This window comes from Streptomyces sp. NPDC058221, from assembly GCF_042882365.1.
GTDB lineage: Bacteria > Actinomycetota > Actinomycetes > Streptomycetales > Streptomycetaceae > Streptomyces.
Genome location: NZ_JBHVWF010000002.1, coordinates 77,927 through 97,448, shown reverse-complemented (window position 1 = coordinate 97,448; position 19,522 = coordinate 77,927). Strand labels below are relative to the sequence as shown.

Here is a 19,522-nt window from a genome sequence, read left to right as displayed (position 1 = left end):
TTCTGCCTTTCAGCCCTGTGTCGAATCGGGCACCTTGAAGTCGTACTCCCACGCGAAGCGGGACGCCGCGTGAACACCGATCGCGAACTCGACCACCGTGTCGTCGGCCGTGAACGTGGTCCTGTGCAGCTCGACTACCCATTCGCCGGCCGCCAGCTGCAGGAGCTTCGCCTCGTCCGACGTGGGTACGCGCGCGAAGAGTTGCTCCTTCATGTGGTCGATCTCGTAACCCGCGTCGTACAGGACACGGAAACCCCCGCCGCGGCCGGCGGGACCCGGTGTGGGGTCGACGATGCGCGTGCCCTCGACGTGCTCGGGCCTGTAGTAGCTGGTCAAGGTGTGTGTGGGCTGGTCGCCCTCCTTCACCAGCCGGGCTCGTGCGTAGACATCCGCACCGACCGGTAGGCCGTGCGCCTCCGCTACAGCCGGCGGGGCTTCGACGAGGGAGACCGTCTGCGTCTGATCTCCCCGGCGGTAGGCCCGGCCAGTGGCAACCCTGTCAGCAATGAACGCCACCTGGTCGCCGTCGCGCCACTTCGCCTTGTCGTACCGGGCGACGCCGAGCCGCTTCAGCGGTGTCTGCTGACGCACGACCGTTCCGTGCCCCCGCGATGACGCAACCAGCCCTTCGGCCTCCAGCGCCTTGTAGGCCGCGTGAACCGTGGACTTTGAGCCCTCGCCGGCCTCGACGAGCTCCCTGATGTGCGGCAGCTGCTGGCCAGGGGCGTACTCGCCCGACCTGATCCGAGCAGCCAGTGTGTCGGCGAGCTCTCGCCATTTCGGTGCCATTCCAGCCTCCTCTCTACTCGCCCAGTCAAACACAGTCCCAGGACTGCTGACAGTCCTGGGACTGTGGGTGCATTGTCTCACTAGCGGTCAAGCAGTCCCGGGACTACAAGGCTTGGGGGTCTCTTCTGCGTGCCTGCTCGCACCGCCCGGAGGGCTCCGTGAAACGGGTCCAAAGGAAGCGGCCGTTCATTGAGAACTGAACAGTGTGCCAAGGATCGCCGGCTCTCCTGCGCCCCAAGCAGGCGGCAGCGCGGGGCCTCGTCCCGCGCGCTCGACCGCGTCACTCGACCACTTCGCAGCGCCCATGACCGCTGCGGCCGGTTGCCTCCTCCGCCCGTCCGGCCCCATTCCTGGGCTGTACGGGCGGGGCTGAGGGGAGCCGGATGGTCCGGAACCAGGAGCGGCACCCCGGGGGCAACCGGGGTGCCGCGAACAGGCACCTGTGTAGGAGGCACCTGTGATTAGCAGTCTGACAGAGCAGGAACGCGACGAACTGTCCAAGAAGGTCAGCGAAGCCAACCGCCGTTCCTCCGGCGGCTCCGGTCGCTGAGCATGCACCGCCCCGGATCACGGCGTGAGGCCGCTGGATCGAATCCGGCCCGGGGCACTCGCCGCCAGGTCCTGGCGGCCGGGCCGGCCACATGACGTGGCAGCCCATCCCTGAACGGCGCGCGGCCCCGGTGGGCAAACACCGGGGCCGCTTTCAGGCCGTCTCACTGCGAGGAGAAAACGACCCATGAAGCACATCGCTGCTGGTCGCGAGCCTGTTACCGCGACCGAGTTCATTGAGCTGGCTCTGGGCATCGACTTGGAGCTGTTCACCGGCTCGGCCACGGAGTCCGCGATGGAGCGGGCCGCGCGGCTGGACGTCGCCCAGGAGGTCCTCTCGGACCTGTGGGAGAGCGACCCGGAGACCGCGGCCTACGCCGCGAGCCTGCTGCGGACGCTGCCCCTGAAGACGCAGGCGAACGGCCGGCGCCCGCGCCGTACGGGTCGCCGCCCGGCCAAGCGGCGCACGGTTCCGGGTTCGGCGGTGGCCGCATGAGCGAGCACACCGCGCAGTTGTCCGTCCGGACTGGTTCTTGGGGCCTGTACGTGGCGCTGATGGGCGTTCCGGTGTCCCAGTGGCCGGAGCACGACTTTGGCCGCGGGCCCGTCGTGCCGACGCCGGCCGAGCGTTCACGGGCACTCGCCGCTCTCGGGTTCGTGTTCACCGTGGGCGCTGAGTGGGAGTGGACGGAGTACAGCGAGAGGCCGGATGACGGCACGTCGCCGGTGCGGTTGCTGGCTTCGGCCCAGGTGTGTTCACGGGACGGGGACGTGTCGTGAACAGTGTTCAGATTCGTTCAGCGGAGCGCGCCTTGTCCGCCGGAACGTGGTTGATCGTCGGTGGCGCAATGCTCTTCTCTATCCTCACCGTCACTCCGCTGATGGCTGCGCACACCGCCGAGCAGTGGCGGTGGACGGCTCCGATCCTGCCTCTGGTGGTGGACGCCGCGGTCGTGATTGTGGTCCGTCTCGACTCGGTGCTCGCCCGCTTGGGCGGGCATGGGGGCCGGTGGCCGGTGGTGCTGCGTTGGATGACCGGGTCCATGACCCTGGCCCTGAACGTGGCCGACTCCGCGTTGAAGAAGGACCTGGTGGGAGTGGCCGTGCACGCGGTGGCTCCGCTGCTGCTGATCGTCACGGCGGAGACCGGGCTCGCCTACCGGCGGGCCATTAACACCGCCCAGGCCGCCCATGAGGCCCGGCAGAAGGCCGAGCAGCGCGAGTGGGAAGAGGCCGCCACCGCCCGCCGGGAGGCCGCCGAGCGGCACGAGCGGGAGGCGCGCGAGCACGCTGCGGCGGAGGCGCGTGAACAGCGCGAGCACGAGGCCCGGCTGCTCCGTGAACAGGCGGCGCGGGAAGAGGCCGCACGGCGTGAGGAGGGCGAGCGGACCGAGGCTCGGGAGTGTGCTGAGCGGGAGGCCCGTGAACGCCGTGAACGCGAGCGTGAACAGCAGCAGGTAGAGCGTGAACGCCTCGAACAAGTGGCCGCTCAGCGCCGTACGGCTGAGCGCTTGGAGCGTGAGGAGCGTGCACGACGTGAAGAGGCCCAGCGGCAGGAGCGGGCCACGCGTGAACGTGCCGCGCTCCTGGCGGCCGGCCCCGCGACGGAGAAGCAGCCCGAAGAGCTGGCCCGGGCAACTGCCCGCGCCGCGTTCGAAGCCGAGCTGTCGGTGCGGGCCGCTGCCGAGTTGACCGGCTGGTCTGTCGGCTGGATCTCCAGCCGCTACCAGGAACTGCGCGACGACTCGGCCACCCGAGCGCTTGAAGGCGCGCACCAGTGAGCGCGTTGCCAATTGGAGTTCACGCGGGTTCCTTCGCGATGTGCCTGCTGAGAAGAGTGCAAGTGGGGAGGTGGGAGGCCTTCTACCGGGCTTCATCCGTACGTGTGAGGTATTCGCAGTAACTGGCAGATTCCACGAGTACGGCCAGTAACTTGCGATGCCATGCAGGATTCGGGAAGTCACCGCCGTCTGAAGCTGCTGACTGGGCAGGCAGAGGACGGTGACGCACAGGGCACGGTCGAGACCGAGGACCGCGGTCTGGCCGATGTCCAGATACTCCAGCGGCGGGCTGCCGCACTGAGCGATGCCGTCGATGAACAGGGCTTCTATCTGGAAACCGTGTCGGAGTATCTGTGGGCCCGCGATGTCGCCGGTCTTGCTCCCAGCACCTTGGAGAACCTGGTCAGGCCGGTGCTGGAGCTGTGTTCCTTTTACGACCTGGTGCCGTGGCGGCTCATTCCGCGCCATGTGGACCGGTTCTACACCGGGCCGGGACGCCGGGCCCGTTCGACGGTACGGAGCAAGCTCACCAAGCTCGACAGCTACTTCGCGTTCCTGGAACAGCGATACGCAGGGGAGATCGCACGCCGCTTCGGCGCGAGGGTGGAGTCACCGGTCGACACGTTCAACAGGCCGGTTCATCGCGGGGACTTCGGACTGCGGATTCCTCCCTCGCAGCGAGCACTGGCCGAGTGCTTCTCGAAGTGGCGGGCGTCGCTTCCGTCAGCACGCAAGTATCCGGTGGCCGTACGCGACTACGTGATGGCGAAGATCGCTTACGTCTCCGGTGTCCGGGCGAGCGAGCTCTGCGCGGTCCGTCTCGGGGACATTCACTGGGAGCTTGGCCAGTGGGGCCGGTTTGTGGTCCAAGGCAAAGGGGCCGGAGGGTCGGGCAAGCGCGAACGGCAGGCCTACCTCTTCGCGGAGGGGCGTGAATTGCTGTGGTGGTACATCGAGGACGTCCGCGGTCTGTTCAGCGACGACGCCCTGGACCCAGCTGCGCCGCTGTTCCCCTCGGAACGGCGGCCGCGGGCGGTGGCGGACCTGAACATCGCGGTGGGTATGCCGGTGCGTCCTGATGCGTTCCGCAAAGCGCTCAAGACTGCCGGCGGTCTCTACCTTCCAGGCCCGGTGACCTGCTTGTTCCCACATCTGCTGCGGCACGCGAGGGCGACGCACCTCTACGAGAGCGGCATGGCGCTCTGGGACGTGCAGAAGGTCCTCGGCCATATCTGGGCCAGTACCACGGTCGGCTACCTCTCGACCGTCCAGGCCGATCCCGAACTGGCGAGTCTGCAGTCCGCGCGCCGGGCAGTTCGACGTTTGAGCATGGAGGCATGAGGGTGAAATGGAATCTGCGGATGGTCGCCGCCCAACGTGACATCTGGCGCCCGACCCAGTTGCAGGCGGTTCTGGCCGAGGTGGGCTTCACTCCCTCGTTGAGCAAGGTCGCGGCGTTGTGGAGCGGGAAGCCCGTGACGGTGAGGCTGGAGGATCTGGACAAGATCTGTGCGGCTCTGGACTGCACCGTCGCGGACCTGATGCAGGCCGAGCCCGAGCCGCACCTCGCCTCCCGGGAGCAGGAGGAACGCAGGGTGGCCGGCGCCCGGCCGGACCGCGGTTCCGCGGTCCGGCCGATCCCGGGAACGGGCCGTGGGCCGCGCGGCCTTCCGCCCAACTGAGGCCAGGACCCGATGCACTGGCGTCAGCGGGTTTTCCGATTCCCCGAGCTGCCCATACCGGACGGCCACTGGCGGCCCTTGGCGCTGGAGCCACAGGCGCCGCTGGTCCGTGACGACCCACGGATCTGCCCGGCACAGGTACACGGCCAGATGTCCTGGCCGTCACCACCGCGGGCACTGAGGGTCGATCACGCACAGCGGATCATGGACCGGGACTTCCCGGAACTGCCCGCCCTGACCCCCGTCATCGCGCAGATGACAGCCGAGCGGAACCTGAGCGACGCCTGGGAAAGGCTCGCCCTCCACATGGCCCGCCTCGCGCTCGCCGTCCGGGAGGCCGACCAAGTCCTGGTGAGCGAACAGGACATCGCTCAACTGCCACAATTACGTGGACCCATAGTGGAGATCTTCCGTCGCGCGGGTCTGCTTCGGCGACGCCCGAACCAGTGGCACCTCGCACTTCACCCCCAACCGTCGGCCGTCAGCTGCGGGCACTGCCTGTCCTGGTCGGGAACCACCGCGAAACTGTGCTCCGCCTGCAAGAACTGGCGACGCTCCAGCCAGAACGGCCCTTGCCGACGCTGCCACCGGACGCTTCCTCTCTCCCTGGGACGCTGCCGTCGCTGCCGCGTCGTCGAGCTGGAGCAGACGCTCGCCGATGCCCCGATCCCTGACCAGCTGTGGTTCGGCGGCGACGTCGACATCTACGTGAACAAGACCGGCCGCGACCTCAACAACGCGCGCGACCGGCAGGCTCAACAGCGCCGGGCAGAGCTTCGCTACTGGCCCCGGCACCTGATCGACCCCACACAGCTCGAACTCTTCCCGGCACCGGAGAGGCACTGGAAGGCCATCCAGAACCCTGGCCTGCTGAGGATCAGCGAACCGGGACAGGCGATCGTCAGCGAGCTCGACCGGCTCGCCCGCGACCAGGCATGGTCGAGCGCCACCCGCAAGAAGAGCCTTCGCACCCTGCGAGTTCTGATGGCCTGGCTCGGCACCGGAACTCCGATCCCTGAACGGGACGTCGTGGGCGTCGGTGACCTCTCCCCGCACTACAACACCGTCCGAGTCGCCGGATTCCTGCAGACCAAGGGCATGCTGGCGCTCGACTCGGACACCATCGGCACCCACGAGGCATCGGTTCGCCGATGGGTGGACCAGGCACCAGCCCAGTTCCAGGCAGACCTCCGCTCCTGGATGGCCGTGCTCCGGGGCCGCGGCAAACGCCCCTCCCCGCCCATGCGCTGGGACACGATCCGCGGCTACACCCTGCACGTCGTGTCCGTCCTCGGCACGTGGGAGCATCTCGCCTCGCTGGGCGAAGTGACCGAGCAGGAAGTGAAGACGGCGGCCGTGAACTATTCGGTGTTCACCTCACTGCGCTCGCTGTTTCGAGCCCTGCGACGCGAGCGCCGCATCTTCCGCGATCCGGCCAGAAACGTGCACCTCACCACCCCGGTGAGAGTCCCCCGGCCGATCCCGGCGGACCGCCTCAAAGGCCTGCTCAACCTGGCCGGCGGCGCCAAGGACCGGCTCGCCCTGGTCCTGATGGCTGTCTACGCGGTTCGCCCCAAGCAAGTTGCTGAAATTTTTCTCGACGACCTTGACCGGTCCACAGGGCGGCTACGGATCCGCAGGCCGAACCGGCTCGATCACGTGATCTGCCTCGACGAGTTCGCTCTGCGACTCGTCAAGGAGTGGCTGGTCGAACGTCACCGCAGGTGGCCCCTGAGTACCAATCCCTATCTGATCGTCAGTCCTCTCACTGCACTGCACGTCGATCGTCCGTCCGTGGGAATCGCCAACTTCTCATCGCTTCGCGACCGCGTCGGCATCAACTTCACCCAGCTGCGACAGGACCGGTTCCTGGACGAAGCACGGGAGACCGCTGACCCGGTCAGGCTGATGCGTCTCTTCGGGATCACCTCCTACACCGCGATCCACTACGTCCGCACCGCCCACCCCGAGCGCTTCGCCATCGATCCGACGCAGGCATAGCAGCTGCGTCACAGCCAGCCGACCTTCTTGATCACATCGGCTGCGACCTCGCCAACCGAGCGCGTCGTGGTGTCAACGCTGAAGTCATCGACTGCTGCTTGGTCGAGGATCCTAACCAGCTCGCTAGCTCTGGCCAGGTGCCATCGCAACGCGTCGGGCTCGTTCTCGTGGCGCCGCATGAGTCGCTGGTGGTTGACAGGCAAATCGACCTGAAGTCGACACACCGAAAGCTCAGTGCCGACTGCATCGCCGCACAGTCTTCGCTCGCCCAAGTTCTCGATCACACCGGCGAGGACCAGCCGAGTAGCCCCAGCAGCACGGTAGTTGCCAGCCATGCTGCGCAGGTTCCGCAACATCATGCCGAAGTTGAAGCGGTCTCCCGAAGGCGTTGGCCAAGACTGGCGCAGCCAGTCGAGGTCGATAACGGCATGAGGTATCCCGGCATCGGCGAGAAGGTCGCCCACGCTCTCAGCCACCGACGTCTTGCCGACGCCGACAGTGCCGTTGATCAGGAGAGAACGTGGTTCCAGAGAGCTATCTGCTTGCATGCACGAGACCCTACGGCCCAGCGCGGTGGCAAGCCCGTCGGCCTCTTTCAGGGGCGCAGACCAACGGTCCCGAACTTACCCTCCATCCGGCGACCGCACCTCAGTCACAAGCGGGTTCGCTGATCGACCACCTTCAGAATCCGCGAACCCACTGGTTTCGGTCTACCGGTGGCGTCTCGCACCGCCCGGCTACGCCACGGTTCGGCAGCTTCGCGCTCTGGGGCTGCGGCCGGGCGGGCAGGACGGCGCTGCGGTGCTCGAGTGCCCGCGGAAGCGCCGGGGCCCACTGGTCGCCTACCTCTACCTCGTCGCCCGGGCCAAGCCGGTCCGGCCGATGACCCCGGCCCGTTGGGCGGCGCTCACCAAGGCGAACGCCGCCCGGCAGGTCTGCCCGAACTGCCACCAGGACGCCGGTTACCGCATCCCGAGCTCGCTCGGCATGTGCGTGACCTGCGCCTACCCCGAAGAACAGTGCGCCGCCTGAAAGTTCGCAGGGCCCGGCTCTTCTCCGCTACAGATCCGGCCGGGCCCCTTACTCCGTGAAGGAGTGCACTCAGCATGACCGACACCACCTTCACCCCGGTAGTGGCCCCCGAGGCCACCCCGGGCACCCCGCCCCCGGCACCCGAGCCCAAGCCCGCACCAGTCGATGCCGGGGTGGAGCACACCCCGGGCGGCTGGCCGGTCGTCCCGCTCGCGGTGACCGGCACCAACGCCACCACCTCCCTGCTCGCCGCCGCAGCCCTCGTCGGAGGCCCGGCCGCCCTGGCCGTCGCGGCCACCGGCGCCGTCGTTCTCGGCACGGCAGCAGCAACCCGCAAGCACCGCGACAAGAAGCAGCCCCACAAGGCCACCGGCCGCACGCAGCGCTCTGGGTCCGGTACGGGATCGGCTGGTCGGTCCTCCCGGCACGGCGGATCCGGGCGGGTGCCGGGCCAGGGCCGTAGCGGGAGCGCCGGCACTAGTAAGAGCGCAGGTCGTGGCCGGGGAAAGTCGGGCCGCGGCGTTGCCGGTTCGCTGCTCAGCTCTGGCAAGTCGAGCCGACCGAAGAGCAGCCCGGCCGCTCTCCGCAAGGCGTCGGCCAAGAAGGCTTCCGCCGGGGCTGCCCCGGGGAAGTCGGCGGGCCTTGTGGGGCAGGTCAAGGCTCTGCGGGACTCGGCCCGTAGGGCGCCCGCGTCCCGGTCGGGCCGCCGGTCCGAGACCACCGGGGCACGGCGCTCTCTGGCCGATGCCCGCCGGGGTGCCAAGACCGCAGCCCGGTCCGCGTCCATGGCCCGTCAGGGGCCGGTCGGCCGGTCGGTGAGCAAGGCCGCGGGGAAGGTCGGGGCCGTCAAGGGCCGGGCGATCGAGCGCAACAGGAAGGCCCGCGACCAGCGGACCGCCGGACAGGTCGCCGCACGGCGCGACGACGTGCGGAAGGCACCGGCCAGGAAGAAGGCCCGCAAGGCCCTGCGGCGGTCCGCCGTCCGGTTCCAGGGACGGCGCCTGCTCGCCGCACTGCTTGCCGGAGCCTTCGGACTCATCGGGATGGTCTCCACCCCGCTGGGCCGGAAGCGCGGCTTGGCCTGGCTCCAGTACCCCGGGCGCCGCCTCTACGCCCGCCTCACCCGCACCGCCGAGGAACAGCGCCAGGAGCGGGACGACGCCATACACGCCGCCCAGCAGGAAGACGAGGCCGCCGCCGACCAGGAAGCGGCAGACACCCACGAGCAGATCAGCGACACGGCCGAGCGCCCCGAAGGGCTGACGCCGGCAGCACCCACCACCACCCCGGATGAGGGAGAGAACGTGTCTGGTTTCCGGTTCGAGGAGTACGCCGCGGAGATGGAATCCGCAGCTCAGCAGTACGACCCCGAGAACGCCATGGAGATCCTGGCCATGGTCGAAGGGCTCCCGGCCGCGCTCACGAGCGTGGCGAACGTAATGCGGGTCCTGGCCGAGCGGGCCGACTCGGAGTTCCCGCTGGAGAAGGAGGTTGCGGACGGCTTCAACGACATCTTCGGCGCCGTCATGAGCGCCGTGGCGGTGGCCGAGGACATGGGGCCGCTGTTCCGCCAGTCCCACAGTCCCACGAACAGGACATCGCCCGCCACGAGGACCCGCGCAACGGGTCCGAGGCCGAGAAGGGATGGAACGTCTGACATGACCACCACCACACAGGCCAACACTGGGCCGGTGTGGGACTGGGCCGCCGGTCACGGACCCGTGACCGGCGCCCTATCCGCCACCACCGGATGCCTTGCAGTCGCCACCACCGGCGCCGCTACGTCCATGCCTGCGGGCTGGGTCCTCACGGTCGGCGCGGCCGGGGCGATCGGCCACACCATCAGCAGCCTGCGCGAACGCCTCTCCGCCCGCACCATCGCCATGCGCTCCGCCTCCTGGCTCGTCGGCGCCGGGTGGACGACGTGGGCCATGACCACCGGCCCCCTCACGTGGGCCGCACTCGGCTCCCTGGCCACGATCGGTGTCGGCATCGGGGCCGCCGCCCGCTCCACCCTCCTGTACGAGGAGGCGCGGGAGCTGGAGGCCATCGCCGCCGATGAACACCAGGTCTCCCGGGAGCTCTCTGCGGAGCGTCGGGCGATTGCTGCGGAGTGGGTGGACCGGGTTCAGCGGGTCTGCAACCTCACGCTGCGGGTCCTCGCGGTGGAGATCTGGCCCACCGGTACCGGGTTCACGATCGACGCCGAACTCCCCGCCGGCGGAACGACGTACGACCGGATCGCGCAGCACTCCGCAGCGCTGTCGGCCGATGCCCGGCTGCCTCACGGCTGCACGGCGGTCGCCTCGCAGGGTGTGCATCAAGGGCGGGTGCTCATCGACGTGACCACGGTCAACGTGCTTTCCGAGGAGCGCACCTACCCGACGGACTACACGCCGGTGTCGATCTACACCGGGATCCCGTGGGGTTACCGCACCAATGCCGAAGAGATCTGCGTGTTCCTGCGCGAGCAGTGCGCGCTGGTCGTCGGCCCCACCGGGTCTGGGAAGACGAACATGGTCCACGTCATCCTGGCTGGGTTCGCCCGTGCCACCGACGTCCTGACCTGGGTGATCGACCTGAATGCCGGGTCCGCCGGCCTGCCCTGGGTCCGCGCGGCGTTCGACTCCGACGGGTCCCCGGTCGAGGGGGTGCGGCCGGGTGTTGACTGGCTCGCCTCGACTCACGAGGAGGCCGCACGGATGCTCGATGCGGCCCTGGCGATCGGCATGCGCCGCAAGGTCGCCTACCAGGACCTGATGGCCGAGCGGAACACCGACCAGCTCCCCATCAGCACGAAGATCCCGCAGATCATGCTGGTCGTGGACGAGGGTGCGGAGATCCTGACCAGCACCGACCGGTCCATGAAGGACCTCGCGAAGAAGATCCTCGAAGTGATCCGCATGCTGCGGGCCATGGGCGTCCGCACGGTCCTCACCGCACTCGGTGCCACCGGGTCCGTGCTCGGAAACCTGATGATCCGCCGCGAGGCCAAGGCGCGGGTCTGCCTCACCGGCGGTGAGGTGGAGGGCATGGACTTGAGCAAGGTCTTCCCCGGCGCCCGTGGGCTCCGTGTGGACCAGGCTCCGTACAAGGGGGCCGGGTTCATGGGTACGCCGGAGTCCGCGGCGGCGCTGTTCAAGAACTGGCGGATCCTGCCCAACCAGATCCGCGACATCGTCCACGCCACCTCCGACATGCACCCCACCCTCGACGACGTCTCGGCCAAGGCCGGTGGCGACGCCTACGCGAACCGGTGGGCACCGGAGCGCACCGCGTGGATGCGGGACACCGCCAACACCCCTGCCACCGGAGCGGACGAGCAGTCCGCAACTGGTGGCGGGCTGAACCTGTCTGCGCTGCGAACCGGCCTGGAGTCGCAGGAAGAGGCGCTGGCCCGGAAGTTCCGGGAGCAGATCGATGCCGAGTTCGCCACGTTCACCCAACCCGACGCCAACACCGAGCAGCCGACGTCAGGCGGGCTGAACCTGTCGGCGCTGCAGAACGAGGACAACGCCGCCCGGCAGGCCGCCCACTCCCTGCTGCTCGCCGCCGGACCGGACGGCACCGGCGCCTCTGCGATCGCCCGCGCGCTCGCCGAGGAGCACGGCACGACCCGGCAGACAGTCGTCGGCTGGCTCAAGACCTGGACCGAGGACGGCACCGCCGTACGCGTCGGGACCGGCACGAAAGCCCGCTACGTCCACCGCCAGCACGCCCCCGACAACCCCGCCGAGGGCTGACCGCCTGTCGCTTGTCGTCACCGGTTCAAGAAGGGCCCTGGATGGGTCCGTGCGGGCCGGAAACGGCTTGTGACCTACAAGGCGACAAGCGACAAGGCACACGACAAGCCGGACGACAAGCAACACGACAAGCCGCCGGGGACCACACCTTGACGATCAGGGGTGGTCCCCACGCGCTGCTGAAGGAGCCCCGTCGTGCATGAGACCGCGTACGAGATCACCACCCTCACCCCCCAGCAGCCCACCCAACACCCCACGATGCTGCCCACCGAGATCCCCCCGGGAGTCCAGATGGTCACCCTCCCCGGCGGCATCCGCACCCTCGCCTACACCCCCCAGCAGGCCCCGCCCGCGCCGCCCGTCCCGGTCGCGCAGCCGATCCCGACATGGGCCAAGACCACCGCCCTGCTCACACCGACGATCGGCGGGGGCGTCGCCGCCGCCGGTATCGGCATCTCCTACGCCGCCCCCGGACTGATCGCCATGAGTGAAGCCCTCTGGGCCGCCGTCGCCCTCATCGCCGCCGCAGCCGTCGGCGTCCCGGTCCTGCTCCGGCTCGGCCGCAGTACGGCCAGCACGGGGCGGGGGACGACGCACATCACGCAGAACATCACCGCGTCCGGGATGTTCGGCAAGGCCAACGGCACCATCAACCACCACTAACCCCGGGAGCTGGTCGTGCCGCTCCTGGACTGGCGGGACGCCCGCCACTTCGACGCCTCCCGGGACCTGCCGTGCGTGCTCTGCGGCAAACCCACCCCCATGCGCAGCCACGACCGCGAACCGGTCCACAAGGTGTGCGCCGAGGAATGGTGCGACCAACACCCCCGCTCCGACCGCTTCCACAACTGACCCGAGAGCAGGAACCCATGCCCAACCTGAAGCCCTACGCGAACCAGGTATCCGACGCCATCGCCCGACTCAACGGCATGCGCACCCTGCGCTGTCCGGCACCGGACTGCACCCTGCGGATCCGCTACCGCGCCGTCACCCCCGACGAGGCCGGCCGACTGGCCGCCCTCGCCCACGACCACACCCGCCACGGCAACCGGAAGTAGCTACGCCGACGGCGGCCCCTCTCTCGCCAAAGAACCAGGGCCGCCGTCGTCTGCCAGCACTCAACACAGAACTGGAGACATCCAGCATGACCCATGATGTACGTTCCGCGCTGCTGTCCGCAGCGCTCGATGCCGCCGCCCGCGGCTGGGCGGTCTTCCCGTTACGGCCTGGCGGCAAGCCGCCCGCCCTGCACGGTGAAGCCTCCTGCCCCCGCACGGGCGACTGCACCACCGGTCACCGCAAGTGGGAGCAGCGCGCCACCACCGACCCCGACCGCATACACCGCGCGTGGTCCACCGGCCGGTTCAACATCGGGATCGCGACCGGCCCTTCCGGTCTGGTCGTCGTCGACCTCGACATGCCCAAGCAGAAAGGCAACACGGACACGCCTTGCGGCCTGACGACCTTTGAGGCGCTCTGCGAGCGCGCCGGGCAGCCAGTCCCCACCACCTATCGGACCCGGACCGCGAGCAGCGGAGAGCACCTGTACTTCAACGCCCCGGACAGCATCAGGCTCGGCAACACCGCAGGGTTCCTCTCCCCCTCGATCGACACCCGGGCCTGGGGCGGATACGTCGTCGCCCCCGGCAGCACCGTCAACGGCCGGGCGTACGAGGTGATCGACCCCGCGTCGGTGGCTGCGATGCCCGGGTGGCTGCTGGCCGCACTCAGACCCGTGGAGCGTCCCGCCGTGCCCCTGCGGCTGTCCGTTCCGAAGCGGGGCAACCGGGCTGCTGAGACCGCGCTGGAGCGCGAGACCGCCCTCGTGGCAGGCACCGCCGAGGGCGGCCGTGAAGCGCAGCTCTTCGAGAGCGCCCGGAAGGTGGCCCGCTTCGTCGGATGGGGCGACCTCACGCGGCACGAGGTGGAAGAGGCATTTCAGAGGGCGGGCGAAGCGGCCGGACTCCCTGCCTCCCAGTGCCGCTCGACTCTGCGCAGCGTTCTGAACTGGTCCCTGCGCACCTGCCGGCCACGGGAGACAACATGAGCCCCCGGCCGAACCCCCCTCTGAAATGCCTGCCCTCCACCCCCACCGGCCCCTACCTCGCCGAACCGGCCCCGGCAGTCACCGGCGGTGGGGCGGCGAAGGGCGTCGCCGAAGGCGTCCTCACTGATGCTCTCCCTGACCAGCAGATGGGAGACGGGCGTTACCCCATCGCCTGGCTCACCGTCAGCGCCCCCCGCGGCGCGGTCCCGACCGCCACGAGCATCTGCGCGTGCGGCCGCAACCGGTTCGCCGCCGGCCAACGCAAAGCCCTCGCCCTGATCGAAGACCACACCCGCCACCGCGACCTCTGCCCGCTCCGCACCCACCAGGAAGGCGCCGCCGTATGAACGCGACACCGACGAGCCCGCCCATCGACGGCGCCGCCCTGCTCAACGAAGTGGAGACCTTCCACCGGCGGTTCAACGCCTTCCCGGCCGAGGCCGCGTACGTCGCCGTCGCTCTGTGGGACGCGCACACCCACCTGCTCGACGCCTTCGACTCCACCCCGCGCATGGCCTTCTTGAGCCCCGAACCGGGCAGCGGCAAGACCCGGGCACTCGAAGTCATCAGTACCCTCGTGCCGCACCCCATGCACGCGGTGAACGCTTCACCAGCCGCTCTCTTCCGCGCGGTAGCGGACACCGCAGGACGGCCCACGATCCTCTTCGATGAGATCGACACCGTCTTCGGCCCGAAGGCCAAGGACAACGAGGACCTGCGCGGCCTGCTGAACGCCGGACACCGCAGGAGCGGCGTCTCCTACCGGTGCGTTGGAGACGGCGGCGCACAAACGGTCGTCGCCTTTCCCTCGTACTGCGCGGTCGCCATGGGCGGACTCGGATCGCTGCCCGACACGATCCTGGCCCGCTCGGTCATCATCCGGATGCGACGCCGGGCCCGCAACGAGACCGTTGAGCCGTTCCGCGCCCGCATCCACGAGCCGCAGGGCCATGCCCTGCGCGAACAGCTCGCCGCCTGGGCCGACCAGGTCCGGGACCGGATCGAAGGTGCCTGGCCGGACATGCCCGACGGCATCACCGACCGCCCCGCAGACGTCTGGGAACCCCTGCTCGCCGTCGCCGACGCAGCCGGTGGTGACTGGCCGCAACGGGCCCGCCAGGCATGCGTCGACCTGGTCAACGCGGTAAACGAAGACGACCGCGCCTCGCTCGGAGTCAAGCTCCTCACCGACCTGCGGGACCACGTCTTCCCCGGAGCCGACACCGTGTCCACAGCCGAGATGCTCCACATGCTCAACGCCATGGAGGAGTCCCCTTGGGGCGACCTCGACGGCCAGCACCTCACCGCGCGAGCCCTCTCCAAGATGCTCAAGGAGTACGTCACCTCCAAGAACAAGCCCATCTCACCCCGCCCTCTGCGCATCGGCGGCCAAGTCGTCAAGGGCTACCACCGCGACGACCTGGCCGACGCCTGGAGCCGGTACTGCCCCCCGCCCCCCGAATCCTCGGTTACACCGGTTACACCCCTCTCACTGCCTGTCTGACCTGCGGCGCACCTGTAACCGATCAAGGCGGTGTAACCGGTACACCCCCGGTTACACCGCCCTCGGCACTCGTCGCCCGTAACCGCACGCCATCGGTTACACCCCGCCCGTCGGTTACAGAAAACAGGCCCCTGACCTGCGCTGTAACCGACGTAACCGCTGTAACCGCACTCGTGAGACCGAACCGAGCCAAGGAGTCGGGCCATGGCACGCCCTCAGATGCTCAAACTTCCCGAAGTCCTCGCCGAACTCGGCATGAGCCGCGCCGCCTTCTACCGCATGCGTGCTCGCGGCCAGGCACCGCTCATCCGGAAGTTGCCGAACGGGCAGGTCCGTGTGAGCCGTAGCGACCTTGACGCCTGGTGGCAGTCCTGCGCGCAGTCCGCCGTATAGGCGCCACAACCAATCACCTGGGGGCCCGTCACACCGGCGGGCCCCTTCTCCATGGGAGCAACATGCACACGTACGACGTGCGAATCTGGGCAGTGCGTCAGCGAAAGGACCGAGGACAGAGTTCCGCGGAACTGCGGTGGAAGACCGGCCTGACGCCGCATTCACAGACGTTCCGCACCAAGACGCTCGCTGACGGCAGGCGGGCAGAACTGCTCCGCGCCGCCCACGCGGGCGAGCCCTTCGACGAAGCGACCGGCGTACCGGTTCGGGAGCTCCGTCAACGCAAGGACGTGAGCTGGTACCAGCACGCGCGTGACTACATCGAGATGAAGTGGCCGCACTCCCCCGGGTCGACGCGACGCACTCTTTCCGAAGCGATGGCGACCATCGCGCCCGCCCTGGTCACGGACACCAAGGGCATGGCTGACCCGAGGACGGTACGCACCGCGCTCTACGGCTGGGCCTTCAACATGAACCGGCGTTCCGAGGAGCCCCCTGCCGAGGTGGCCAAGGTGCTGGCCTGGTTCGAGCGGAAGTCGCTGCCCACGTCGGCTCTGGCCGACCGCATGCACGTCCGGGCCGCGCTCGATGCCCTCACCAAGAAGCTGGATGGCGCCACCGCGGCCGCGTCGACCATCCGTCGGAAACGTGCGATCTTCCACAACGCCCTGGGCTATGCCGTCGACGCCGGGCACCTGCCGCTGAACCCCTTGCCGCAGGTCCAGTGGAAGGCGCCCGAGCAAGTCGAGGAGGAGCTGGACCCGGCCACCGTCCCCGATCCTCGGCAGGCTCTCGCCCTGCTCGATGCCGTGCGGGCCCAGAGCGCTCGTGGGCGCCACCTGGTCGCCTTCTTCGGGTGCATGTACTACGCCGCGGCGCGGCCGGCGGAAGTGATCGGTCTATCCGTCAACGACTGTGACCTCCCCCGCCGCGGTTGGGGCACGCTGAGGCTGCGCGAGACGCGTCCCCGCTCCGGATCGGCCTGGACGGACAGCGGAACTGCCCACGACCGGCGAGGGCTCAAGCACCGCCCGCGGAAGGCAGTCCGCACGGTGCCGATTCCGCCTGACCTGGTCGCCCTGCTCCGCTGGCACCTCGTGGCCTACGGAGCGGCCCCGGACGGGCGGCTCTTCCGCACCCAGCGTGGTGGGCTGATCCAGGACACGGGATACGGGGAGGTCTGGGCAGAGGCCCGCTCGCGAGCCCTGACTTCTGCTCAGCGGGCTTCGACTCTGGCCAAGCGCCCGTATGGCCTACGTCACGCAGCCGTCTCGACCTGGCTCAGTTCGGGTGTGGAGCCTCAGGTGGTGGCTCAGCGCGCCGGCCACAGTGTGGCCGTACTGTTCCGCGTCTACGCCAAGTGCCTGGACGGAGCCGCAGCGACAGCGAACGCCCGGATCGAAGCGACGCTGCGGGGCGGCCGGTAGCCGCCGAACGTGCCCCACACCCGCCCCACACAAGCTGATCAACAGTGGGATTCGGGTGAGACAGGGTGAGAACACCGGGCCGCTCGGCACCTTCCGCGGCCACGCCTCCACACATGCAGAAACCCCGCCCGACCTGCGGTTTAAGCAGGTCGGACGGGGTTTCACTTCCAGTGGCGGCGCCAGGGTTCGAACCTGGGTAGGCTGAGCCGGCAGATTTACAGTCTGCTCCCTTTGGCCACTCGGGCACACCGCCAAGGGATGCTGCCGTGAGACCCGTCTGTCGACGGCGCTCTGTGGCAACGACGTAAACGATACCTGATGCCCAGGGGTGCTACGCCACTGGATTGACCAGCGGCCCCGGGGGGCGCGGGTGGCTAGGCTTTGGGGGCGGGCATGGCGCCGACAGGCGTTGCGGCCGCCCCGTACGCATTCCGTTTCCAGCACCCCGATACAAGGAGCCACACGTCATGGCCGACTCCAGTTTCGACATCGTCTCGAAGGTCGAGCGGCAGGAGGTCGACAACGCCCTCAACCAGGCCGCCAAGGAAATCTCGCAGCGTTACGACTTCAAGGGAACCGGCGCCTCGATCTCCTGGTCGGGCGAGAAGATCCTCATGGAGGCGAGCGGCGAGGAGCGGGTCAAGGCGATCCTCGACATCTTCCAGTCCAAGCTGATCAAGCGCGGCATCTCGCTCAAGTCGCTGGACGCGGGCGAGCCGCAGCTGTCCGGCAAGGAGTACAAGCTCTTCGCGACCATCGAGGAGGGCATCTCCCAGGAGAACGCCAAGAAGGTCGCGAAGATCATTCGCGACGAGGGCCCCAAGGGCGTCAAGGCGCTGGTCCAGGGTGACGAGCTGCGGGTCAGCTCGAAGAGCCGGGACGACCTGCAGGCCGTTCAGGCACTGTTGAAGGCCCAGGACTTCGACTTCGATGTGCAGTTCGCGAACTACCGGTAGGACCCGACGGTCCGGGCGCGGAGCGGAATGCGTTGTTCCGCGTCCGGACGTCATGTCCGAATACCGCCGGTTGCGGCAGTTCGGGCGACGCAGACTGGTCCGTGGGCTGCCGATGATCCGGCCGCCCGAGGACGAGGAGAGGGACGAGCCATGACCATCTACGCGACGGTCGACAGCCCGCTGGGCGAACTGCTGCTGGTCGGCGAGGAGGCCACGGGACCGGCCGGGGTTGCGCTCCTCTCGCTCTCCCTGCCGGGCCAGAAGGGCGCTGCGGCCGTCCAGGACGACTGGACGTGTGCGCCCGGGGCCTTCGCGGGGATCGCCACCCAGCTGAGGGAGTACTTCGAGGGGCGGCGGACCCGTTTCGACGTCCTGTACGCGGACGGCCGGGGCACGGAATTCCAGCGCCGGGTCTGGGCCGCGCTGGACGACGTCCCGTACGGCGAGACGGTGTCGTACGGGCAGATCGCCGAGCGGGTCGGTGCCTCCGGGGCCGGGGTACGCGCCGTGGGCACGGCGATCGGGCGCAACCCGCTGCTGGTCCTGCGGCCGTGCCACCGGGTGATCGGCGCCGACGGGGCGCTGCGCGGCTACGCGGGCGGCCTGGAGCGCAAGGAGCGGCTTCTGGGGCTTGAGGGCGCCCTGGCGGTGCGCTGATGTCCGGTCTCTTCCCCAGGCCGCGTGCGGTGGTCGCGCCGGGGGCCGTGCATGTCCCCGAGTGGCTGTCGGCCCAGCAGCAGCGGGAGTTGGTGGCGGCCTGCCGGGAGTGGGCGCGCGGGCCCGTACCGCTGCGGCACACGGCGTTGCCGGGCGGCGGGGTGATGTCCGTGCGGACGGTGTGCCTGGGGTGGCACTGGCAGCCGTACCGGTACTCCCGTACGGCGGATGACGTGAACGGCGCGCCGGTAGCTCCGTTCCCGGAGTGGCTCGGGGAGTTGGGGCGGGCGGCGCTGGTGGAGGCGTACGGGCCGGACGGTGCGGCCAGGACGTACGCGCCGGACACCGCGCTGATCAACTTCTATGACGACGCGGCGCGGATGGGCATGCACCAGGACAAGGAGGAGCGGTCCGGTGCGCCTGTGGTGTCGCTGAGCATCGGTGACACCTGTGTGTTCCGCTTCGGCAACGCGGAGACCCGGGGACGGCCCTACACGGACGTGGAGTTGGCCTCGGGGGATCTGTTCGTCTTCGGCGGGCCGTCGCGGTTCGCGTTCCACGGAGTGCCGAGGATCCGGCCGGGAACGGCCGGTCCCGCGACAGGCATGAGCGGTGGTCGGCTCAATCTGACCCTGCGCGAGACCGGGTTGGACGTCTGAAGGACCTTCGGATCAGCGGCGTTCGCGGGAGTTGCCGAAGAACAGCCGGTAGACGATCAGCAGGACCAGCGATCCGCCGATGGCCGAGACCCAGGTCCCGGCGTCGAAGAAGTCCCCCGAGATCGGACGGTCCAGGAACTTCGACGATATCCAGCCACCCAGGAAGGCACCGACGATGCCGGTCAGGGTGGTGCCCACGAGGCCGCCCGGGTCGCGGCCCGGCAGCAGAATCTTGGCGATGACGCCGGCAATGAGTCCGAGAATGATCCAGCCAATAATGCTCATGCGTGCGAACCTACCCG

The 19,522-nt window shown here is 69.1% G+C and carries 22 protein-coding genes and 2 tRNA genes; 20 read left to right on the top strand and 4 right to left on the bottom strand.

Annotated elements, in window-relative coordinates; all coding sequences use genetic code 11:
- Window positions 1-9 precede the first annotated feature (9 nt).
- The gene (locus ACFVW8_RS01340; RefSeq protein WP_389685509.1) at window positions 10-789 is read right to left on the bottom strand and encodes a GntR family transcriptional regulator; all 780 of its coding nucleotides are present in this window, start codon (window positions 787-789) and stop codon (window positions 10-12) included.
- Between the two features lie 536 nt (window positions 790-1,325).
- Here ACFVW8_RS01340 and ACFVW8_RS01335 point away from each other — a divergent pair.
- From ACFVW8_RS01335 to ACFVW8_RS01305, 7 genes are all read left to right on the top strand, one after another.
- Window positions 1,326-1,396 (top strand) — tRNA-Ser (locus ACFVW8_RS01335).
- Window positions 1,397-1,525: 129 nt separating this feature from the next.
- On the top strand, window positions 1,526-1,834 hold the full coding sequence (locus ACFVW8_RS01330; protein WP_389685508.1) for a hypothetical protein: 309 nt from the start codon (window positions 1,526-1,528) through the stop codon (window positions 1,832-1,834).
- Window positions 1,831-2,118, top strand: coding sequence for a DUF6303 family protein (locus ACFVW8_RS01325; protein ID WP_389685507.1), 288 nt, complete (start codon window positions 1,831-1,833; stop codon window positions 2,116-2,118). The genes ACFVW8_RS01330 and ACFVW8_RS01325 overlap by 4 nt, the downstream gene beginning before the upstream one ends.
- Entirely contained in the window at window positions 2,115-3,119 is a 1,005-nt protein-coding gene (locus ACFVW8_RS01320) for a DUF2637 domain-containing protein (protein WP_389685506.1), read from the top strand. The genes ACFVW8_RS01325 and ACFVW8_RS01320 overlap by 4 nt, the downstream gene beginning before the upstream one ends.
- A 162-nt stretch (window positions 3,120-3,281) precedes the next feature.
- Window positions 3,282-4,460, top strand: a complete 1,179-nt coding sequence (locus ACFVW8_RS01315) for a tyrosine-type recombinase/integrase (protein WP_389685505.1) — start codon at window positions 3,282-3,284, stop codon at window positions 4,458-4,460.
- A 2-nt stretch (window positions 4,461-4,462) separates the two neighbouring features.
- Entirely contained in the window at window positions 4,463-4,801 is a 339-nt protein-coding gene (locus tag ACFVW8_RS01310; RefSeq protein WP_389685549.1) for a helix-turn-helix domain-containing protein, read from the top strand.
- 150 nt (window positions 4,802-4,951) lie between these two features.
- Window positions 4,952-6,802 (top strand): hypothetical protein, encoded by a 1,851-nt coding sequence (locus ACFVW8_RS01305; protein WP_389685504.1) that lies wholly within the window; start codon window positions 4,952-4,954, stop codon window positions 6,800-6,802.
- An 8-nt stretch (window positions 6,803-6,810) separates the two neighbouring features.
- On the opposite strand, the gene ACFVW8_RS01300 is transcribed toward ACFVW8_RS01305, so the two are convergent.
- Window positions 6,811-7,350 carry a hypothetical protein gene (locus tag ACFVW8_RS01300; RefSeq protein WP_389685503.1) on the bottom strand — a complete coding sequence of 180 codons (540 nt, stop codon included), beginning with the start codon at window positions 7,348-7,350 and terminating at the stop codon, window positions 6,811-6,813.
- A 151-nt stretch (window positions 7,351-7,501) separates the two neighbouring features.
- Between ACFVW8_RS01300 and ACFVW8_RS01295 the strand changes: the two genes are divergently transcribed.
- The 10 genes from ACFVW8_RS01295 (at window position 7,502) to ACFVW8_RS01250 (ending at window position 16,948) form a co-directional block, all read left to right on the top strand.
- Window positions 7,502-7,834, top strand: coding sequence for an RRQRL motif-containing zinc-binding protein (locus ACFVW8_RS01295; RefSeq protein ID WP_389685548.1), 333 nt, complete (start codon window positions 7,502-7,504; stop codon window positions 7,832-7,834).
- 1,658 nt (window positions 7,835-9,492) lie between these two features.
- Window positions 9,493-11,577, top strand: a complete 2,085-nt coding sequence (locus tag ACFVW8_RS01290) for an FtsK/SpoIIIE domain-containing protein (RefSeq protein ID WP_389685547.1) — start codon at window positions 9,493-9,495, stop codon at window positions 11,575-11,577.
- Window positions 11,578-11,772: 195 nt separating this feature from the next.
- Window positions 11,773-12,240: a hypothetical protein gene (locus ACFVW8_RS01285; protein ID WP_389685502.1), complete on the top strand. Its 468-nt coding sequence runs from the start codon at window positions 11,773-11,775 to the stop codon at window positions 12,238-12,240.
- Window positions 12,241-12,255: 15 nt separating this feature from the next.
- Complete coding sequence (locus tag ACFVW8_RS01280) at window positions 12,256-12,429, top strand: hypothetical protein (RefSeq protein ID WP_389685501.1); 174 nt, start codon at window positions 12,256-12,258, stop codon at window positions 12,427-12,429.
- Window positions 12,430-12,446: 17 nt separating this feature from the next.
- Window positions 12,447-12,635 (top strand): hypothetical protein, encoded by a 189-nt coding sequence (locus tag ACFVW8_RS01275; protein ID WP_389685500.1) that lies wholly within the window; start codon window positions 12,447-12,449, stop codon window positions 12,633-12,635.
- 86 nt (window positions 12,636-12,721) lie between these two features.
- Entirely contained in the window at window positions 12,722-13,624 is a 903-nt protein-coding gene (locus ACFVW8_RS01270; RefSeq protein ID WP_389685499.1) for a bifunctional DNA primase/polymerase, read from the top strand.
- Window positions 13,621-13,971, top strand: a complete 351-nt coding sequence (locus ACFVW8_RS01265) for a hypothetical protein (protein WP_389685498.1) — start codon at window positions 13,621-13,623, stop codon at window positions 13,969-13,971. Before ACFVW8_RS01270 ends, ACFVW8_RS01265 begins: the two co-directional genes overlap by 4 nt.
- The gene (locus ACFVW8_RS01260) at window positions 13,968-15,128 is read left to right on the top strand and encodes a DUF3631 domain-containing protein (RefSeq protein ID WP_389685497.1); all 1,161 of its coding nucleotides are present in this window, start codon (window positions 13,968-13,970) and stop codon (window positions 15,126-15,128) included. The genes ACFVW8_RS01265 and ACFVW8_RS01260 overlap by 4 nt, the downstream gene beginning before the upstream one ends.
- Window positions 15,129-15,332: 204 nt before the next feature.
- Window positions 15,333-15,521, top strand: a complete 189-nt coding sequence (locus ACFVW8_RS01255) for an AlpA family transcriptional regulator (RefSeq protein WP_147959020.1) — start codon at window positions 15,333-15,335, stop codon at window positions 15,519-15,521.
- A 62-nt stretch (window positions 15,522-15,583) separates the two neighbouring features.
- Window positions 15,584-16,948, top strand: coding sequence for a tyrosine-type recombinase/integrase (locus ACFVW8_RS01250; protein ID WP_389685496.1), 1,365 nt, complete (start codon window positions 15,584-15,586; stop codon window positions 16,946-16,948).
- Between the two features lie 171 nt (window positions 16,949-17,119).
- On the opposite strand, the gene ACFVW8_RS01245 is transcribed toward ACFVW8_RS01250, so the two are convergent.
- A tRNA-Tyr gene (locus ACFVW8_RS01245) sits at window positions 17,120-17,201 on the bottom strand.
- 214 nt (window positions 17,202-17,415) lie between these two features.
- Here ACFVW8_RS01245 and ACFVW8_RS01240 point away from each other — a divergent pair.
- The 3 genes from ACFVW8_RS01240 to ACFVW8_RS01230 all read left to right on the top strand — a co-directional run bounded on the left by ACFVW8_RS01240 (window position 17,416) and on the right by ACFVW8_RS01230 (window position 19,220).
- Window positions 17,416-17,904, top strand: a complete 489-nt coding sequence (locus ACFVW8_RS01240; RefSeq protein WP_389685495.1) for a YajQ family cyclic di-GMP-binding protein — start codon at window positions 17,416-17,418, stop codon at window positions 17,902-17,904.
- A gap of 150 nt (window positions 17,905-18,054) precedes the next feature.
- The gene (locus ACFVW8_RS01235) at window positions 18,055-18,561 is read left to right on the top strand and encodes a methylated-DNA--[protein]-cysteine S-methyltransferase (RefSeq protein WP_389685494.1); all 507 of its coding nucleotides are present in this window, start codon (window positions 18,055-18,057) and stop codon (window positions 18,559-18,561) included.
- The gene (locus ACFVW8_RS01230; RefSeq protein ID WP_389685493.1) at window positions 18,561-19,220 is read left to right on the top strand and encodes an alpha-ketoglutarate-dependent dioxygenase AlkB family protein; all 660 of its coding nucleotides are present in this window, start codon (window positions 18,561-18,563) and stop codon (window positions 19,218-19,220) included. The genes ACFVW8_RS01235 and ACFVW8_RS01230 overlap by 1 nt, the downstream gene beginning before the upstream one ends.
- A gap of 12 nt (window positions 19,221-19,232) precedes the next feature.
- Here the strand turns inward: ACFVW8_RS01230 and ACFVW8_RS01225 are convergent, their stop codons facing one another.
- Window positions 19,233-19,505: a GlsB/YeaQ/YmgE family stress response membrane protein gene (locus tag ACFVW8_RS01225; RefSeq protein ID WP_389685492.1), complete on the bottom strand. Its 273-nt coding sequence runs from the start codon at window positions 19,503-19,505 to the stop codon at window positions 19,233-19,235.
- Window positions 19,506-19,522: the final 17 nt, after the last annotated feature.

Bases quoted from the DNA above. Each gene is read 5' to 3' on its own strand.
- ACFVW8_RS01315 (WP_389685505.1), top strand. From the start codon at position 3,282: ATGCAGGATTCGGGAAGTCACCGCCGTCTGAAGCTGCTGACTGGGCAG.
- ACFVW8_RS01225 (WP_389685492.1), bottom strand. From the start codon at position 19,505: ATGAGCATTATTGGCTGGATCATTCTCGGACTCATTGCCGGCGTCATC.
- ACFVW8_RS01270 (WP_389685499.1), top strand. From the start codon at position 12,722: ATGACCCATGATGTACGTTCCGCGCTGCTGTCCGCAGCGCTCGATGCC.
- ACFVW8_RS01340 (WP_389685509.1), bottom strand. From the start codon at position 789: ATGGCACCGAAATGGCGAGAGCTCGCCGACACACTGGCTGCTCGGATC.
- ACFVW8_RS01240 (WP_389685495.1), top strand. From the start codon at position 17,416: ATGGCCGACTCCAGTTTCGACATCGTCTCGAAGGTCGAGCGGCAGGAG.
- ACFVW8_RS01275 (WP_389685500.1), top strand. From the start codon at position 12,447: ATGCCCAACCTGAAGCCCTACGCGAACCAGGTATCCGACGCCATCGCC.
- ACFVW8_RS01330 (WP_389685508.1), top strand. From the start codon at position 1,526: ATGAAGCACATCGCTGCTGGTCGCGAGCCTGTTACCGCGACCGAGTTC.
- ACFVW8_RS01300 (WP_389685503.1), bottom strand. From the start codon at position 7,350: ATGCAAGCAGATAGCTCTCTGGAACCACGTTCTCTCCTGATCAACGGC.
- ACFVW8_RS01290 (WP_389685547.1), top strand. From the start codon at position 9,493: ATGACCACCACCACACAGGCCAACACTGGGCCGGTGTGGGACTGGGCC.
- ACFVW8_RS01255 (WP_147959020.1), top strand. From the start codon at position 15,333: ATGGCACGCCCTCAGATGCTCAAACTTCCCGAAGTCCTCGCCGAACTC.
- ACFVW8_RS01250 (WP_389685496.1), top strand. From the start codon at position 15,584: ATGCACACGTACGACGTGCGAATCTGGGCAGTGCGTCAGCGAAAGGAC.
- ACFVW8_RS01235 (WP_389685494.1), top strand. From the start codon at position 18,055: ATGACCATCTACGCGACGGTCGACAGCCCGCTGGGCGAACTGCTGCTG.
- ACFVW8_RS01305 (WP_389685504.1), top strand. From the start codon at position 4,952: ATGTCCTGGCCGTCACCACCGCGGGCACTGAGGGTCGATCACGCACAG.
- ACFVW8_RS01260 (WP_389685497.1), top strand. From the start codon at position 13,968: ATGAACGCGACACCGACGAGCCCGCCCATCGACGGCGCCGCCCTGCTC.
- ACFVW8_RS01325 (WP_389685507.1), top strand. From the start codon at position 1,831: ATGAGCGAGCACACCGCGCAGTTGTCCGTCCGGACTGGTTCTTGGGGC.
- ACFVW8_RS01265 (WP_389685498.1), top strand. From the start codon at position 13,621: ATGAGCCCCCGGCCGAACCCCCCTCTGAAATGCCTGCCCTCCACCCCC.
- ACFVW8_RS01230 (WP_389685493.1), top strand. From the start codon at position 18,561: ATGTCCGGTCTCTTCCCCAGGCCGCGTGCGGTGGTCGCGCCGGGGGCC.